The sequence below is a fragment of the Aminobacter sp. BA135 genome (genome assembly GCF_050859125.1).
GTDB classification, from domain to species: domain Bacteria; phylum Pseudomonadota; class Alphaproteobacteria; order Rhizobiales; family Rhizobiaceae; genus Aminobacter; species Aminobacter ciceronei.
Window position 1 is genome coordinate 5516007 of the sequence record NZ_CP139572.1, and the last position, 15830, is coordinate 5531836.

Genomic DNA, 15830 nt, shown 5'->3' on the forward strand with positions numbered 1-15830 from the left:
CGCGGAAATCGAACCAAACTCAAGGGAAGAGAGTCATGGCCGAATTCAAGACCGACATCGAGATCGCGCGTGCGGCGAAGAAGAAGCAGATCCAGGAGGTCGGTGCCAAGATCGGCATTCCGACCGAGCATCTGCTGCCTTATGGCCACGACAAGGCGAAGATCTCGGCCGAGTTCATCGCCAATGCGCGCAAGAACAAGGACGGCAAGCTGATCCTGGTCACCGCGATCAACCCGACGCCGGCCGGCGAAGGCAAGACCACCACCACGGTCGGCCTCGGCGACGGTTTGAACCGCATCGGCAAGAAGGCCATCGTCTGCATCCGTGAAGCCTCGCTCGGGCCGAACTTCGGCGTCAAGGGCGGTGCTGCCGGCGGCGGTTATGCCCAGGTCGTGCCGATGGAGGACATGAACCTCCACTTCACCGGCGACTTCCACGCCATCACCACCGCCCACAACCTTTTGTCGGCGCTGATCGACAACCACATCTACTGGGGCAACGAGCTCGGCATCGACACCCGCCGCGTCGTCTGGCGCCGGGTGATGGACATGAACGACCGCGCGCTGCGCCAGATCAACTGCTCGCTCGGCGGCGTCGCCAACGGCTTTCCGCGTGAAGCCGGCTTCGACATCACCGTCGCTTCCGAAGTCATGGCGATCCTGTGCCTGGCAACCGATCTGAAAGATCTCGAGAAGCGCCTCGGCGACATCATCGTCGCCTATCGCCGCGACAAGACCGCCGTCTATGCCCGCGACCTCAAGGCCGACGGCGCCATGGCGGTGCTGCTGAAGGACGCGGTGCAGCCGAACCTGGTGCAGACACTGGAGAACAACCCGGCCTTCGTCCATGGCGGCCCGTTCGCCAACATCGCCCATGGCTGCAACTCGGTGGTTGCCACCACCACCGCCCTCAAGCTCGCCGACTATGTCGTCACCGAAGCCGGCTTCGGCGCTGACCTCGGTGCCGAGAAGTTCTTCGACATCAAGTGCCGCAAGGCGGGTCTCAAGCCGGCAGCCGCCGTCATCGTCGCCACCGTGCGCGCGATGAAGATGAATGGCGGCGTCAAGAAGGAAGAGCTCGGCAAGGAGAATGTCGAGGCGGTGAAGAAGGGCTGCGCCAACCTTGGCCGCCACATCGAGAACGTCAAGCAGTTCGGCGTGCCTGTGGTGGTGGCGATGAACCACTTCGTCTCCGACACCGACGCTGAAATCGCAGCGATGAAAGACTATGTCGCCTCGATGGGTGCGGAAGCGATCCTGTGCAAGCACTGGGCCAAGGGGTCGGCCGGCATCGAGGAGCTCGCCCACAAGGTGGTGCAGCTGGCCGAGAGCGGCGCCTCGCAGTTCTCGCCGCTCTATCCCGACGACATGAAGCTGTTCGACAAGATCGACACCATCGTCAAGCGCATCTACCGCGGCTCTGAAGCCATCGCCGACAAGTCGGTGCGTGACCAGCTCCATGCCTGGGAACAGGCCGGCTACGGCCACCTGCCGGTGTGCATGGCCAAGACGCAGTATTCGTTCTCGACCGACCCGAACCTCAGGGGCGCACCTGTCGACCACGTCGTGCCGGTGCGTGAAGTGCGCCTCGCCGCCGGCGCCGGCTTCATCGTCGCCATCTGCGGTGAGATCATGACCATGCCCGGCCTGCCCAAGGCACCGTCGTCCGAGAAGATCTTCCTCAACGAACAGGGCCAGATCGAAGGACTGTTCTGAGGCAAAACCTCTCTCCCAAGGCGCTCCAATCCACCCCTCCTGTCCCCCAGGCCCGGAGCGCCCTTTCAAGGCCTGGCACCTCATGTGCCAGGCTTTTTTTTGCCCGCCGCCCAACTCTCGGCCAAGCTTGTTGACCAGCACAGGCCCGGAAGAAACGACAGGCAAAATGTTGCCTATCAGTAAAAATTCTTGCACTTGGATATTGCCCTAGAGGCAAATTTGGGTTCAAATGCCCTCAACAAATGACCGCCTCAAGGCAAGGCCAAGGGCGGGGAACAATATGGAGGAGTACCTGAAATGACAGCTTCATGGCGTTTTTCGATGTTGGCCGACCGCCACCGCGCACTGGGTTCCAAACTGGAAGACTGGAGCGGCATGGGCACGGCCTGGAGCTATGACAAGGACGCCGACGAGGAGTATGTGGCGATCCGCACCAAGGCCGGCCTGATGGATGTTTCAGGCCTCAAGAAGGTGCACATCACCGGCGCCCACGCAGGGCATGTCATTGACCTGTGCACCACCCGCAATGTCGAGAAGATCTACCCCGGCAAGTCGGTCTATGCCTGCATGCTCAACGATGCCGGCAAGTTCACCGACGACTGCGTCATCTACCGCATGGGTCCGAACTCGTGGATGGTCGTGCACGGTTCGGGATCGGGACATGAGGAACTGACCCGCGCCTCGATCGGCCGCGACGTCTCGGTCCGCTTCGACGACAATCTGCACGACCTGTCGCTGCAGGGCCCGCTCGCCGTCGACTATCTCGCCAAGCATGTGCCCGGCATCCGCGACCTCAACTACTTCCACCACATGCAGACCCAGCTGTTCGGCTTCCCGGTGATGATCTCGCGCACCGGCTACACCGGCGAACGCGGCTACGAGATTTTCTGCCGCGGCCAGGACGCGGGCCAGATCTGGGACACCATCGTTGCCGAAGGCAAGCCGATGGGCATCATCCCGACGCGCTTCACCACGCTCGACATGCTGCGCGTCGAGAGCTACCTTCTGTTCTACCCGTACGACAACTCGCAGAAGTACCCGTTCGCGAACGAAGGTCCTGGCGACACCTTGTGGGAACTCGGTCTCGACTTCACCGTCAGCCCCGGCAAGACCGGCTTCCGCGGCGCCGAAGAGCACTATCGCCTCAAGGGCAAGGAGCGCTTCAAGATCTTCGGCGTGCTGCTCGACAGCGACAAGCCGGCTGACGAAGGCGCCGAGATCTATCGCGACGGCAAGAAGGTCGGTGTCGTGACCTGCGCGATGTATTCACCGCTGGTCAAGAAGTCGATGGGCATCGCCCGCCTCGACGTCGACTGCGCCATCGTCGGAACGCCGCTGGAAATCCGCAACGCCAGCGGTACGGTCAAGGCAACGGCGCAGTCACTGCCGTTCGACGACCCGAAGAAGCTGAAGCGGACGGCAAAGGGCTGAGACCTTGGACAGTGCACCGGTGAAGACGATCCTCAGTCGCCCGGTCTACGGAACATTGTCACCGCAGGCCGGCAAGAGCCACCTTCTGATTGCGGACGCCGAAGGGGCGTCCGCAATCCTGGACCTGGCGAAGAAGGCTCCAGAGGACTTCTTCGCCAACGCACACATCATGTTCATACCGGGCCGGACCGGAGACAGCTTTCAGAATGCACTGAAAGCGTTGAAGCCGGCCCAGTATTATGAAGGCCCGTCTGTCGCGGCAGCGTTGCCGCGGCTGACCTGGACACTGGCCAACGCCCATATGGGCCTGCGCATGTATCTCGCCGGCACCGAAGGCCTGATCGGCCAGATGATGCAGGCGGCGATCGAGGCCGGCATCGACCCGGCTTCGATCCAGACCGAGCATCGCGGCTCATGGGCGCGCCGGATGCAGTGCGTGCACTGCAAAGGCATCACCGAAAACGTCACCACCCAGCCGGCCACCTGCTCGCATTGCGGCCTGCTGCTTTTGGTGCGCGACCATTATTCCAAACGCCATGCCGCCTTCCAGGGCGTCTGCATCAATGCCGAGGATCCGACCGAGATCCCTCAGAAAGAGGAGATTTTCCGGTGAGCGCGGGCACGAACAAGCTGAATGTCACCGTGACCGAAGTGGTCGCGGTCAACGAACTGGTCAAGCGTTTCCATTTCGAACGCACCGATGGCGGCAACCTGCCGACCTTTTCGGGCGGTGCCCATGTCGTCGTCGAAATGCGCGACAATGGCACGACGCGCCTCAACCCCTACTCGCTGATGAGCTCGCCGCTCAACACGCGCGACTACACCATCTCGGTGCGCCGCGACGATGTCGGCCGCGGCGGCTCGCTGTTCATGCACAACCGCGTCAAGCGCGGCATGGAAATGGTGATCAGCTATCCGGTCAACCTGTTCTCGCTCGACCTGCGCGCGAAGAAGCACCTGATGATCGCCGGCGGCATCGGCATCACGCCGTTCCTCGCCCAGACGGCGCAGCTGGCGGCGTCCGGCAGCAATTTCGAACTGCACTACACCTGCCGCTCCGAAGCCCTCGGCAGCTATTCTGAGGTGCTGCGCGAGCGCTATGGCAACCGCGTCAGCCTTTATCTCGACGAGCGTAACGAGCGCATCCCGCTCGACCGCCTGCTCGCGACCCAGCCGCTCGGCACGCATATCTATGTCTGCGGTCCCGCCGGCATGATCAAATGGGTGCGCGATACTGCGGCCGCCCATGGCTGGCCGGACGATGCCGTGCATTACGAGCATTTCGCGGCACCGCAGCCCGGCGCGCCGTTCGACGTGACGCTGGCTGTCAGCGGGCTGGAAATCCGCGTCGGCGAACAGCAGAGCCTGCTCGAGGCGATCGAGGCTGCGGGCGTCGATCCGCCCTATCTCTGCCGCGGCGGTGTCTGCGGCCAGTGCGAGACAAACGTCATCTCCTATGACGGCACGTTCAAGCACAACGACCATTGGCTGAGCGATGAGGAGCACTGCTCGGGCAAGAAGATCATGCCATGCGTTTCGCGCTTCGAGGGCCGCTCGCTGGTCCTGGAACGGTAGAACATCCCGGAGCGTCCTACGCTCTGGAAGAGGGAGGAATTGATGGGAATTAACTTCAGGAAAGAAACGTTCCGCGACGATTTTACCTTCAGGAACAGTCCTGAGAACATCAGGCGGTTTCCCTTCCCCTATCATGAAGACGCCTACATGTACTCGGTCAACATCGAGCCGCATGTGCCCGGGCCGAAAAACAGCGTGTTCGAAAACCTGATCGACGTCGACGAGCATTATGTCTCGGAGATGCAGGATCGCGCCATGGTGCTGGCGGAAGACCCGTTGCGCTGCCAGTCTTTGCCGCACATGACGCTGGCCGGCTGGGACCTGCTCGAACTGCTGATGACCGAGATGGCCAAGGGTTATCCCGAGCACTTCACGCTGACGCGCGACGGCGACCGCTGGCGCTGGATCAACCGGCCGCTCGGCATCGACGACACCTTCACCTTCGGCGATGTCTCCACCCTGCCCTACGGGCCGATGGAATACATCACCCGCCAGAGCCAGGGTGACTTCGCCATCCTCGACCAGCGCGACGGCAATCTCTGGATGGATGCCGGCATGGTCACCACCCAGGCTGACTGGTCGCTCGACTTCGACATCGGCATGAACTTCTTCGAGTGGCATGCGCCAGTGCCGCTGGCGCATGAGATGGGTGTCTTCACCCGCGCGCTGAAGTTCCTGACCAATATCCAGCAGGGCCAGCCGGCGCGGCGCCTGAACTGGACGATGACGATCAATCCCAGGCTCGATACCAGCCCGGAGAACTTCCACAAATGGGGCAGCGACCGCCTCACGGTCACGCCTGAGAATGTCGGCCAGAAGGTGCATCTGCGCGTCGAGTTGCAGACCTTCTTCCGCCTGCCGCGCTCCAACGCGCTGGTCTTCCCGATCCGCTGCTACCTGCTCAAGATGGACGAGCTGGTGACGGTGCCGAAATGGGCACGCCGCTTCCACCGGGTGCTGCGCGACCTGCCGGTCGAACTCGCCGAATACAAGGGCCTGACGCGCTATCGCCAGACTACCGTCGAGTGGCTGTCGAAATATGACGACGGCGCGCCGACCTCGCCCGGCTTCAGCCCGGAATAGGACACCATTCCAGCCGGGGCTTCGAAGGCCCCGGTCCCTGACAACAAAAAGGAGGCGATGACATCGCCTCCTTTTTGTTGTCTCGACTGTACGCGAGGGCTAGTCGCCGCTCGATCCCTGCGGGTAGGAAATGATCGAGAGATAGCGGATCGGCAGCTGCGTCAGCTCTTCCGGGCCGTGCGGCGCATCGGCATCGAAGAACAGGCTGTCGCCGGGCGTCATGCGATAGAGATTACTGCCATGGCGATAAACGACCTCGCCCTCCAGCATGTAGAGGAACTCCATGCCCTCATGCTGGAACATCGGAAACACGTCCGAATCCCCGGCAAGCGTGATCAGATAGGGTTCGACCACGACACCGGCGGTGTTGGAGCCGATATGGCCGAGCAGGTTGTACTGATGCCCGGCGCGGGTGCCGCGACGCTCGACGTCGACGCCCTCGCCGGACTTGACGAAGACGGCGCTGCGCTCCTCCTCGAAGCGGCGGAAGAAGGCGGTCAGCGGCACGCCCAGCGCCCGCGACAGCGCCTGCAGAGTGGTCAACGACGGCGAGGTGATGCCGTTTTCGATCTTGGACAGCATGCCGAGCGAGATGTTGGTCATCGCCGCAAGGTCGGCCACGGTGATGCCGAGCTTCTTGCGAAAGGAGCGGACCTCGTGGCCGAGGGCGACCTCCAGCACCTTCTCAGGCGTGTCGCGGATGGCATGAGGATCCTGGTGAAGCGGCGATGGCTGCGCCTTCGCCGCGATCGCGGCGGCAGCCTTCTTGCCGTCGGCAGTCATCACGGCTGACAAACGGTCTTCTTTCACGCCGCTATCCCTCGTTGCAAAAACTCACAAATTCACCAGTTCACCCATGGTAAAATTTCTTTACACAAGTTTCAAGGGCCGACGATCAAACTGCAGGCAAAATGCATAACGAAAAGGCAGGTTTCCTGGAAAAGCCGTTCCGCGGCGAAGCCTTGTCATCCGCTTGAGACACTCACCGCGACGCCCCGCTGATTTGACTAGAGCCCTCCCCCATTCGATTGATTTACAGCGCTCCCGGAGAGCGCGAGACTCCCGGCTCGTGCAATTGCTTGTTGCAACGCACATCAGCGGAGGAACTGCCATGAGGTCTGCCGGTTTCGCCAGTGGCGCCATCGTCGCCCTGGCTCTCGTTTGGAATGCCAGCCCAGCCATCAACGCGGCCAGCGCCGCAGAGCCCAGCAAAGCCGAACTCGACGCCGCCCGCCAGGCGCTCGAAAAATACAAGGACCCTTACGTCGCAGTCCGCGACCTCTATCTGTCGACGGTAGGCTGCGTCCACTACACGGGCGAAAAGATAGAAGGGCGGATGGAGTATCCGAAGGGCGCGATGGGCGTGCATTTCGTCAATCTGACGGTGAAGGGCCCGCCCGACCCGACAAAGCCGAATGTGCTGGTCTACGAACCTGGGGCCGACGGCAAGCTCACCCTTGTCGCGGTCGAGTGGCTGGTTCCGATGGACGCGGTGAAGGAACGGCCGACCGTGCTTGGCCAGCCTTTCCAGGGACCGATGGAAGGCCACGAACCCCTGATCCCCAAGGAATTCGCGCATTACGACCTGCACGCCTGGCTGTTCAAGGACAATCCGAACGGGATGTTCAGCCCGACAAATCCGGATGTGAAATGCGACGGCTACCCGTTCACCCTGCTGGAGGAGCCAACCAAGATGGTGCATCCGCACTAGGCGGAAGCGCCTTCAAGGATCGTCGCATCCAGGCCGGTTATGCGACCGGTACGTCCAGTTCGGACCGGCCGACAAGCGCGCCGTGGTGGCCGATGACGGCGGCCGCCACATTGGCCGCGAAGGCTGCCGCCTTCAGGTGGTCGGCGGTCTGGAGATAGTTGGCGAGGAAAGCGCCGTTGAAGCTGTCGCCGGCACCCGTCGTGTCGATGATCTTCTCCGCCTGGGCAGATGGCACGAAGCATCGCTCGCCGTCGAAATCCAGCGTGATGCCGGCGGCCCCGTCCTTGACGACGAGCTTGCTCACGCCAAGCCCAATGTAGCGCGCGATCGTCGCATCGACCGAGGCGTCGCCGAAATGCGTCGCCTCATCTTCGAAGCTGGGCATCACCATGCTGGAGACCGCGGCTCCATCCGATATGGCGCGCCGCATCCTGTCGGCGTCGTCCCACAGGCGTGGCCGGATGTTGGGATCGAAGGCAACGAGCTTGCCGGCGGCCTTGGCACGGCCGACCTCGGCAAGCAGAGTGGCAAGCGCCTCAGGCGCCAGGATCGCCAATGTGATGCCGGAGAAGAAGATCAGCTTCGAGGCGTCGATGGCCGCACGCAACGCCGAAGCGTCGTCGGCAAGCAGCCGCGCTGCGGAGGCCGAGCGCCAGTAGGAGAAGCTGCGCTCGCCATCCTTGAGATGGATCATATAGAGGCCGGGGCTGCGCTCCGGCAGGCGACGGATGAAGCCGGTACCGACGCCGGTGCCCTCGATGAATGTGAGCATTTCATCGGAGATCGTGTCCGTGCCGACGGCGGAGAAATAGTCGACCGGCCATGCCTCGGGCAGCAAGCTCCTGAGGTAAAAAGCGGTGTTGAACGTGTCGCCGGCAAAGCCCTTGCGCATCAGGCCGTCGCCGGCCTGGCGAAGTTCGACCATGCATTCGCCGATCAGGAGTGCGCGTCCGGCCATCAGGGTATCCAGAAATGTTGTGTATGTTGCCGTTCAGCGCCGCCCGCCGGCGCGGGCTGCACCCGGCGCGTGCTCGTCGGCGACGTGGCCGAGGCGGCTCGACAGGTCGGCGGCGGCATCGAGCAGCGTCTTGAGATAGCTGGCGTGGTTCTTGAGCCCATCCTCGCGCGGCGCCACGAGGCAGAGCGTTGCGATACAGATGTTGTCGGCCTGGTAAACCGGAACGGCGAAGCAGTGGGTGAAGTTCTCGACGGCGCTGTTGAAGGTGTAATAGCCGACCCGCGACGCCTCGCGCACTTCTGCGATGAACTGCGCCGGATCGAGCCACTGGCCGTTGGGCAGCTGGAAATCCTCCTTCGGGATGAAGTCGAGGATCTCCTGGTCGCTCATATGGGCGACCAGGAGCCGGCCCGACGCCGTCCAGGCGATGGAGACGGGATCGCCGACATTGGACGAAATGCGGAACGGGCGCAGCCCTTCCTTCATCTGGGCGACGGTGTATTTGTTGCCTTCGAGCAGGCACATCTGCGCCGTCTCGCGCGTCTCCTCGGCGATGTGCGTCAACAGCTTGTCGCATTCGCGCATCAGGTCGAACTGCTCGGCATAGGCCATGCCCAGGAAGTAGAGCTTGCGGCCGAGGAAGACCCGGCCGTCCTCGCCGCGATATTCGAGCACGCCCTGGCGCATCAGCAGATTGACCAGCTCATAGACGGACGAACGCGGCGCGCCGATGCCAGAGGCGATCTCGTTGGGACGAAGCGGCGTGCGCTTGAGACGCAAGAAGTTCATGATCTCGAAGGCGCGGTCGAGACCGCGCGCCCGCCTGTTGGTCATGTCGTCGGATACGTCGTCCATGTGTCGCCTCTTCCGGCAGATCGCCGGCAAAACCTCATGCCATCACGGCGCCTTGTAGGCGACGCAGTCGATTTCGACTTTGCAATCGACCATCATACTCGACTGTACGCAAGCACGCGCCGGCGGATGGTCACCGAAATACTCGGCATAGACGCCGTTGAACGACCAGAAGTCGCGGGGGTCGTCGAGCCAGACGCCGACACGCACGATGTGCTCCAGCCCATAACCGGCTTCTTCCAGGATGGCGATGACGTTTTCCATCGTCTTGCGCGTCTCGGCGATGATGCCGCCGCCGACGATCTCGCCATTCTCCATGGCGACCTGGCCGGAAACGTAGAGCCAGCCATTGGCCTCGACGGCGCGCGCGAAGGGCAGTGCCTGCTTGCCCGCCCCGGTCTGGCCGGTGCCATAGCGCTTGATCGTCATGTCTATTCTCCGAATGCTAGTTGAAGGTTGAGGTCTTGAGGAACTCGGCCAGCCGCTCGGTCTGCGGCTTCAAGAACATCTCGCGCGGGTTGCCTTCCTCGCCGATGCGGCCCTGGTTCATGAAGATCACGCGCGACGACACCTCATAGGCAAAGCGCATCTCGTGTGTGACGAGCAGCATGCTCATACCGTCGCGGGCGAGATCCTTGATGACCTGCAGCACCTCGTTGACCAGCTCGGGGTCGAGCGCCGAGGTGACCTCGTCGAACAGCATCAGCTTGGGGTTCATGGCAATGGCGCGTGCGATCGCGACGCGCTGCTGCTGGCCGCCGGAGAGCTGGCCGGGAAAACGGTCGCGGCGCTCGGCGAGGCCGACACGGTCGAGCCACTTTTCGGCGACGCTGCGCGCCTCGTCGCGGGACATCTTCTTGACCTTGACCAGGCCGAGCATGACGTTTTCGGCCGCAGACATATGCGGGAACAGGTTGAACTGCTGGAAGGCCATTCCGGTCATCGCACGCTGGCGGGCGATTTCCTTTTCCTTCTTGCGGCGGCGCGTGCCGCCTGCGGTCTCGTAGCCGATTTCTTCGCCGTCGATGCGGATCGAGCCGCCCTGGAATTCCTCCAGCATGTTGATGCAGCGGAGCATCGTCGTCTTGCCCGAGCCGGACGAGCCGATGATGGAGATGACGTCGCCCTGGGCCATGGTGCAGTCGACGCCCTTGAGGACTTCGACATCGCCGTAGCGCTTGTGCAGGTCGCGGATTTCGAGAAGGTTGCCGGTCATTGTTGCGGCCTCACGAGGGGATCGAGGTTTTGCGTTCAACGTAGCGGCCGAAACGCTCGATGCCGTAGTTGACGACGAAATAGAGGAAGCCCGCGAAGAAATAGAACTCGAGGCTCATGAAGGTGCGCGAGATCAGCTCCTGGGTCCTGAGCAGAAGCTCGGCCACGCCGATGATCGACAGAAGCGTCGAGGCCTTGACCATCTCGGCCGCCGTGTTGACCCAGGCGGGCAACACCTGGCGCAGCGCCTGCGGACCAAGCACATAGGCAAATGTCTGGGGGAAGGTCAGGCCGATCGCCTTGGCAGCCTCTGTCTGGCCCTTGGGGATCGACTGCAGCGCGCCACGCACGATCTCGCCGACATGCGACGAGCAGAACACGGCAAGCGCCAGCACGCCGGCCTGGAACGGGCCGAGGTCGATGCCGACAGTGCCGAGCACGTAGTAGCTCGCGAGCACCAGCACCAGAACCGGCGTGCCGCGGATGAAGTCGGTGTAGCCGCGCACGAGCCAGCGCAACGGCTTGTTGCCATAGGTCAGCGCCAGGCCGACGCCGATGCCCAATATGGTGCCGACAAGGATCGCCAGAACCGAGATCGAGACGGTGACGCCGATGCCCTTGAGGATCGGGATGCGGGCGAGCCAGAGAGTTTCGAAGAATGTCACTGTTTCCATGGCACTCACCGGGGAATGGACATGCGCCGCTCGAGCCGGCGCAGCAGGGCTGCGAGCACCGAACAGGTGGCGACATAGAGGCAGCTGGCGACGATCCAGGTCTCGATGACACGGAAGGTTTCGACATTGATCTTGCGCGCCTCGAAGGTCAGCTCCGGCACCGCGATGGCGGCGGCCAGCGAGGTGTCCTTGAACAGCGAGATCAGCGTGCTCGACAGCGACGGCAGCACGTTGCGCAGCATCAGCGGCATGACGATCGAGTTGCGGATCTGCGCCTGGGTCAGGCCGATGGCGAGACCGGCCTCCTTGAGTCCGTTGGGCACGGCGAGCAGGCCACCGCGGAACACTTCGGCGAGATAGGCGCCGGAATAGAGCGCCAACGTGGCGACGAAGCTCTCGATCTTGCCGAGCCGGATGCCGAGCTGCGGCAGCGCGAAGAAGGTGAACAGCACCAGCACCAGGATCGGCGTGTTGCGGATGATGGTGACGTATATGCGCGCGGGTTGGCGCAACGCGCTTTGCTTCGACAACAGGCCGAAGGCGGTGATCAGCCCGAGTACGCAGCCGATGGCGATCGCCACGAAGGCGAGCGCCAGGCTGAGCCCGAGACCCCAGAGCAGCTGGTCGAAACTGCGCCAGACCGCCGAGAAATTGAGTGTGTAACCCATGGTGCCGTCAGGTTCCGGTCAGAAGAGATGGCGCGGCCGCATGTGCCAGGGGCCGCGCCACTGTTGGCGAGCTTACTTGTACTCGACCGGGAAGCCGATCTGCGGCGGAGCGAGTTCCTTGCCGAACCAGGTCTTGTAGGAGTTGGCGTAGAAGTCGAACTCGACACCCGTCATCGCTTCATGCAACGCGGTATTGACGAAGTTCAGCCAGTCCTGGTCGCCGCGCTTGACGCCGCAGGCATAGGTCTGTGGATTCCAGCCATAGCCGGCATCCTTGTAGCGGTCCGGGTTCTGCTTCATGTACCAGGCCAGCGAAGACTGGTCGGTGGCAACTGCATCGGCGCGGCCCGATTCCAGCGCCTGGTAGATCAGGTCGACCGACTCATACTGGTCGACTTTGGCCTCCGGCAGCGCGGCATGAACCATCGCCTCGGCATAGACGTTCTGCAGCACCGAGATGGTGACGCCCGAGCCGGCGCCCTTGAGCGCGGCATAGTCGGCGTATTTGCTGTCGCCCTTCAGCATCAGGCCGACACCCTCGCGATAATAGGGAATGGTGAAGGCGATCTGCTGGGCGCGCTCGCCGGTTACCGTCATGAACTGGCAGGTCAGGTCGACCTTGTCGGTGGTGATGTTGGGGATGCGGGCATCCGAGGACTGGTTGACATATTCGATCTTGTCCGGGTCGCCGAACAGCGCCTTGGCGACGATGCGCCCCATGTCGACGTCGAAGCCCTGGAGCTTGTCGTCCGCGCTCTTGAAGTGCCACGGCGCGTTGGTGCTGCCGGTGCCCATGACCAGATGGCCACGCGCCAGAACCTCATCAAGCTTGCTCTGCTTTTCCTGTGCGCCGGCAGGCATTGCCGCCATCAGCGCGAGCGCGGCGACGGCCGCGGAAAGTGCGATCTTCATCTCGCCGTTCCTCCCAAAGAGTTCTCTAATTTAATGTCCGCTATTTCGGACACATGTCCTTAATATCGGATTGACGTATAAAGCGCCGCGCGGCATTGTTTGTCAAGCGCGGCACAGGCAAGGTCCGCGCGCGCCCATTCGATTTGGAAGGCAAAAGCCATGTTCGACAGGATCCAGACCCCCGCCGTGTTGGTGGACATCGATGTGGCGAAGCGGAACATCGAACGCTTCCAGACCTACGCCGACAGCCATGGCCTCAAGGTTCGTCCGCATATCAAGACACACAAGCTGCCTGCCATCGCCGAAATGCAGCTCGACGCGGGCGCCGTCGGCATCACCTGCCAGAAGGTGTCGGAAGCAGAAGCCATGGTCGCCGGCAGCGGCCGGTTGAACGACGTGCTGATCACCTACAACATCCTCGGCGACGACAAGCTGCACGCGCTCGTGGCGCTCGCCGGCAAAGTCAAGCTTGCTGTTGTCGCCGACAATATGACCGTGATCGACGGGCTTTCAGCCGCCTTTGCGGCGGCCGGCGCTACGCTCAATGTCTTCGTCGAGTGCAACACCGGCGCCGACCGCTGCGGCGTCGGCACAACTGAGGAGGCAGCCGCGTTGGCCGTCCGCATCCATGCGGCTCCCGGCCTGCGGTTCGCCGGGCTGATGACCTATCCGCCGGTGGGCGGTGCTGCCAAGGTGCAGGCCTTCATGACCGAGGCCAAGGCACTGATCGAATCCAGAGGCATTGCCGTTCCCGCCATAAGCTCGGGGGGCACGCCCGACATGATGAAGGCGCATCTGGCGCCGATCGCCACGGAATTCCGCCCAGGCACCTATGTCTACAACGACCGTTCGCTCGTCGCCCGCGACGTCGCCAACTGGGACGACTGCGCACTCACCGTGCTCGCCACCGTCGTCTCGGTGCCCGCCTCCAACCGCGCCATCATCGATGCCGGCTCGAAGACGCTGACCTCGGATCTGCTCGGCCTCATCGGCCACGGCCACGTGCTCGGGCGTCCCGACATCTCGATCGACCAGCTGTCCGAGGAGCACGGCCGCCTGCGTTGCCAGAGCGATATCAATCTCACCGTCGGCCAGCGCATCCGCATCGTGCCCAACCACGCCTGCGTCGTCACCAACATGGTCGACGGCGTCTATGTCTACGGCAAGGACAAGGCACCGGAACTGTGGCCGGTACCGGCACGCGGCAAGATCGTCTGAGCCGCGCCATCCAATAGTTAAAGGCCTCCCCGACACCGGTCAGGGAGGCCTTTGTCGTTTCCTGTCGAGATGTCTAGCGGACGACCAGCACCGGCACCTTGCTGTTGGTCAAAACGTCGACGGTCTGGCTGCCGAGGATAAGCCGCCCCAGGCCGCGGCGGCCATGCGAGGCCATGACGATCAGGTCGCAGCCCTTTTCCTGGGCGAGCTGATTGATCGCCTCCGCCGCCCACATCTCCTCGACATGCACCGTATCGGCATTGACGCCAAGCTTGTCGGCCTGGGCCTTGGCGGCGGTCAGCACCTTGGCGCCATATTCCTCGCCCGATTTCTGGTAGGAGACGATGTCCTCGGCCGTCGCGACCGGACCATACATGCCGGCAGAGGCGAAGATCGGCGCCGGCTCGGTCACGTTCATGACCGTCACCTTGGCACCGATGCCCTTGGCCAGGCTCAAGCCATGGTCGAGCCCCTTCTGCGCCAGCTCCGATCCGTCAGTGGCAATGAGGACGTGGGTGTACATGGATTTCTCTCCTTGGCTCGCCGAACCCATTGGGTTGCGACGCTAACTTTGACGCCCAGCCTTTCCGACCGTCGCCCATGGGTCAAGGCGAAGGCCGTGAAATCGGCTGGCACAGCCGCACAAAGCCCTTGACCGTTATATTCAGTCAAACATAACAATGCGCTTCTCGTTATATTGGCATGTATATATCCAAACCCATTGTTCAACCCGAGATCGACAGCATGAGACGCCGCAACCTCTTGATTTCATTCCTGGCTGCCGCCACCGCCCTGGTCGCTTCAGCCTCGCTCGCTTCCGCAGAGCAGCGCGTCTTCACCGACGCCGCCGGCCGCAAGGTGGCGTTGCCCGAGAAGATCACCCGCGTCATGGCCGCCGGCCCGCCCGCCTCGGTATTGCTCTATTCGGTGGCGCCCGAGCGCATGGTTGGCTGGGTGCGCGAGTTCAAGGACGACGAGAAGGCGTTCATCGCAGCACCTTATCGCGACCTGCCTGTCCATGGCCGCCTGACCGGCAAGGGCGACACCGCCAATATGGAAGCCGTGCTGGCGATGAAACCTGACATCATCCTCGATGTCGGTACCGTCAACCCGACCTATGCCTCGCTCGCCGACAAGGTACAGGAGCAGACCGGCATCCCTTACGTGCTGATCGACGGCAGCTTCGCCAACACGCCGAAGTCGCTGCGCGAGATCGGCGAACTGCTCGGTGAAAAGGAGCAGGCCGAAAAGCTCGCCGCCTACACCGAGGCTGCGATGCAGCGGCTCGACAAGGTCGTGTCAGAGATCCCGGCCGACCAGCGCCCGCGCGTCTATTACGGCCGCGGCCCCGACGGGCTGGAGACCGGCCTCGCCGGTTCGATCAACATGGAAGTGCTGTCCGTCGTCGGCGCAAGCAACGTCGCCGAAGCCGCAGGCAAGGGCTCGCTTGCCAATGTCTCGCTCGAACAGATCCTGTCGTGGAACCCCGACGTCATCCTGACGCTCAGCCCGAAGTTCCAGAAATCGGTGCTGTCCGATCCGTCATGGGCCGGTATCAAGGCGGTGAAGGACGGTCGTGTGTTCCGTGCGCCGGCCCTGCCCTTCGGCTGGTTCGACGCGCCTCCCGGCGTCAATCGCGCCATCGGCGTGTCCTGGCTCACCTCGGCGCTCTACCCGGGCAAGGCCGAAATCGACCTGAAGGCCGAGACCCGCGACTTCTACAAGCTGTTCTATCATGTCGACCTCACCGACGAACAACTCGACAAGCTGCTTGCCGACACCGGCCCGAAGCCCTGAGCTTCGAGCGGAAGCCGAGCA

The 15830-nt window shown here is 62.9% G+C and carries 17 protein-coding genes; 8 read left to right on the forward strand and 9 right to left on the reverse strand.

What is annotated here, in order from left to right; all coding sequences use genetic code 11:
* Nucleotides 1–35: 35 nt before the first annotated feature.
* The 5 genes from SLT36_RS26740 to SLT36_RS26760 all read left to right on the forward strand — a co-directional run bounded on the left by SLT36_RS26740 (nucleotide 36) and on the right by SLT36_RS26760 (nucleotide 5804).
* Nucleotides 36–1715, forward strand: coding sequence for a formate--tetrahydrofolate ligase (locus tag SLT36_RS26740; RefSeq protein ID WP_432285014.1), 1680 nt, complete (start codon nucleotides 36–38; stop codon nucleotides 1713–1715).
* Between the two features lie 297 nt (nucleotides 1716–2012).
* Nucleotides 2013–3146: an aminomethyltransferase family protein gene (locus SLT36_RS26745; protein WP_067965348.1), complete on the forward strand. Its 1134-nt coding sequence runs from the start codon at nucleotides 2013–2015 to the stop codon at nucleotides 3144–3146.
* 19 nt (nucleotides 3147–3165) lie between these two features.
* Complete coding sequence (locus SLT36_RS26750; RefSeq protein ID WP_432285015.1) at nucleotides 3166–3759, forward strand: dimethylamine monooxygenase subunit DmmA family protein; 594 nt, start codon at nucleotides 3166–3168, stop codon at nucleotides 3757–3759.
* A complete protein-coding gene (locus SLT36_RS26755; RefSeq protein ID WP_432285016.1) occupies nucleotides 3756–4721 on the forward strand; it encodes a PDR/VanB family oxidoreductase in 966 nt (321 codons plus the stop codon). The genes SLT36_RS26750 and SLT36_RS26755 overlap by 4 nt, the downstream gene beginning before the upstream one ends.
* A 42-nt stretch (nucleotides 4722–4763) precedes the next feature.
* A complete protein-coding gene (locus SLT36_RS26760) occupies nucleotides 4764–5804 on the forward strand; it encodes a heme-dependent oxidative N-demethylase family protein (RefSeq protein WP_432285017.1) in 1041 nt (346 codons plus the stop codon).
* Between the two features lie 99 nt (nucleotides 5805–5903).
* On the opposite strand, the gene SLT36_RS26765 is transcribed toward SLT36_RS26760, so the two are convergent.
* The gene (locus SLT36_RS26765; protein WP_182575997.1) at nucleotides 5904–6587 is read right to left on the reverse strand and encodes a helix-turn-helix domain-containing protein; all 684 of its coding nucleotides are present in this window, start codon (nucleotides 6585–6587) and stop codon (nucleotides 5904–5906) included.
* A 328-nt stretch (nucleotides 6588–6915) separates the two neighbouring features.
* Between SLT36_RS26765 and SLT36_RS26770 the strand changes: the two genes are divergently transcribed.
* Nucleotides 6916–7515: a hypothetical protein gene (locus SLT36_RS26770; protein ID WP_432285018.1), complete on the forward strand. Its 600-nt coding sequence runs from the start codon at nucleotides 6916–6918 to the stop codon at nucleotides 7513–7515.
* Nucleotides 7516–7552: 37 nt separating this feature from the next.
* On the opposite strand, the gene SLT36_RS26775 is transcribed toward SLT36_RS26770, so the two are convergent.
* The 7 genes from SLT36_RS26775 to SLT36_RS26805 all read right to left on the reverse strand — a co-directional run bounded on the left by SLT36_RS26775 (nucleotide 7553) and on the right by SLT36_RS26805 (nucleotide 12794).
* Nucleotides 7553–8473 (reverse strand): sugar kinase, encoded by a 921-nt coding sequence (locus SLT36_RS26775; protein ID WP_432285019.1) that lies wholly within the window; start codon nucleotides 8471–8473, stop codon nucleotides 7553–7555.
* Between the two features lie 33 nt (nucleotides 8474–8506).
* Nucleotides 8507–9328 (reverse strand): IclR family transcriptional regulator, encoded by an 822-nt coding sequence (locus SLT36_RS26780; RefSeq protein WP_067965355.1) that lies wholly within the window; start codon nucleotides 9326–9328, stop codon nucleotides 8507–8509.
* Between the two features lie 42 nt (nucleotides 9329–9370).
* Nucleotides 9371–9754, reverse strand: a complete 384-nt coding sequence (locus SLT36_RS26785; protein ID WP_067965357.1) for a RidA family protein — start codon at nucleotides 9752–9754, stop codon at nucleotides 9371–9373.
* A 16-nt stretch (nucleotides 9755–9770) separates the two neighbouring features.
* Nucleotides 9771–10541 carry an amino acid ABC transporter ATP-binding protein gene (locus SLT36_RS26790; RefSeq protein ID WP_067965359.1) on the reverse strand — a complete coding sequence of 257 codons (771 nt, stop codon included), beginning with the start codon at nucleotides 10539–10541 and terminating at the stop codon, nucleotides 9771–9773.
* A gap of 10 nt (nucleotides 10542–10551) precedes the next feature.
* On the reverse strand, nucleotides 10552–11214 hold the full coding sequence (locus SLT36_RS26795; protein ID WP_067965361.1) for an amino acid ABC transporter permease: 663 nt from the start codon (nucleotides 11212–11214) through the stop codon (nucleotides 10552–10554).
* Nucleotides 11215–11219: 5 nt separating this feature from the next.
* A complete protein-coding gene (locus tag SLT36_RS26800) occupies nucleotides 11220–11882 on the reverse strand; it encodes an amino acid ABC transporter permease (protein ID WP_432285020.1) in 663 nt (220 codons plus the stop codon).
* A gap of 72 nt (nucleotides 11883–11954) precedes the next feature.
* Nucleotides 11955–12794, reverse strand: coding sequence for a transporter substrate-binding domain-containing protein (locus SLT36_RS26805; protein WP_432285021.1), 840 nt, complete (start codon nucleotides 12792–12794; stop codon nucleotides 11955–11957).
* Between the two features lie 159 nt (nucleotides 12795–12953).
* Between SLT36_RS26805 and SLT36_RS26810 the strand changes: the two genes are divergently transcribed.
* Nucleotides 12954–14012 carry a D-TA family PLP-dependent enzyme gene (locus SLT36_RS26810; protein ID WP_432285022.1) on the forward strand — a complete coding sequence of 353 codons (1059 nt, stop codon included), beginning with the start codon at nucleotides 12954–12956 and terminating at the stop codon, nucleotides 14010–14012.
* 73 nt (nucleotides 14013–14085) lie between these two features.
* On the opposite strand, the gene SLT36_RS26815 is transcribed toward SLT36_RS26810, so the two are convergent.
* The gene (locus SLT36_RS26815; protein WP_192318380.1) at nucleotides 14086–14535 is read right to left on the reverse strand and encodes a universal stress protein; all 450 of its coding nucleotides are present in this window, start codon (nucleotides 14533–14535) and stop codon (nucleotides 14086–14088) included.
* 221 nt (nucleotides 14536–14756) lie between these two features.
* Between SLT36_RS26815 and SLT36_RS26820 the strand changes: the two genes are divergently transcribed.
* Entirely contained in the window at nucleotides 14757–15809 is a 1053-nt protein-coding gene (locus SLT36_RS26820; RefSeq protein ID WP_432285023.1) for an iron ABC transporter substrate-binding protein, read from the forward strand.
* Nucleotides 15810–15830 lie beyond the last annotated feature (21 nt).

Excerpts from the sequence above, each read along its gene's own strand:
- SLT36_RS26740 (WP_432285014.1), top strand. The coding sequence starts at position 36 with ATGGCCGAATTCAAGACCGACATCGAGATCGCGCGTGCGGCGAAGAAG.
- SLT36_RS26745 (WP_067965348.1), top strand. The coding sequence starts at position 2,013 with ATGACAGCTTCATGGCGTTTTTCGATGTTGGCCGACCGCCACCGCGCA.
- SLT36_RS26760 (WP_432285017.1), top strand. The coding sequence starts at position 4,764 with ATGGGAATTAACTTCAGGAAAGAAACGTTCCGCGACGATTTTACCTTC.
- SLT36_RS26765 (WP_182575997.1), bottom strand. The coding sequence starts at position 6,587 with ATGACTGCCGACGGCAAGAAGGCTGCCGCCGCGATCGCGGCGAAGGCG.
- SLT36_RS26770 (WP_432285018.1), top strand. The coding sequence starts at position 6,916 with ATGAGGTCTGCCGGTTTCGCCAGTGGCGCCATCGTCGCCCTGGCTCTC.
- SLT36_RS26775 (WP_432285019.1), bottom strand. The coding sequence starts at position 8,473 with ATGGCCGGACGCGCACTCCTGATCGGCGAATGCATGGTCGAACTTCGC.
- SLT36_RS26780 (WP_067965355.1), bottom strand. The coding sequence starts at position 9,328 with ATGGACGACGTATCCGACGACATGACCAACAGGCGGGCGCGCGGTCTC.
- SLT36_RS26785 (WP_067965357.1), bottom strand. The coding sequence starts at position 9,754 with ATGACGATCAAGCGCTATGGCACCGGCCAGACCGGGGCGGGCAAGCAG.
- SLT36_RS26790 (WP_067965359.1), bottom strand. The coding sequence starts at position 10,541 with ATGACCGGCAACCTTCTCGAAATCCGCGACCTGCACAAGCGCTACGGC.
- SLT36_RS26795 (WP_067965361.1), bottom strand. The coding sequence starts at position 11,214 with ATGGAAACAGTGACATTCTTCGAAACTCTCTGGCTCGCCCGCATCCCG.
- SLT36_RS26800 (WP_432285020.1), bottom strand. The coding sequence starts at position 11,882 with ATGGGTTACACACTCAATTTCTCGGCGGTCTGGCGCAGTTTCGACCAG.
- SLT36_RS26805 (WP_432285021.1), bottom strand. The coding sequence starts at position 12,794 with ATGAAGATCGCACTTTCCGCGGCCGTCGCCGCGCTCGCGCTGATGGCG.
- SLT36_RS26810 (WP_432285022.1), top strand. The coding sequence starts at position 12,954 with ATGTTCGACAGGATCCAGACCCCCGCCGTGTTGGTGGACATCGATGTG.
- SLT36_RS26815 (WP_192318380.1), bottom strand. The coding sequence starts at position 14,535 with ATGTACACCCACGTCCTCATTGCCACTGACGGATCGGAGCTGGCGCAG.
- SLT36_RS26820 (WP_432285023.1), top strand. The coding sequence starts at position 14,757 with ATGAGACGCCGCAACCTCTTGATTTCATTCCTGGCTGCCGCCACCGCC.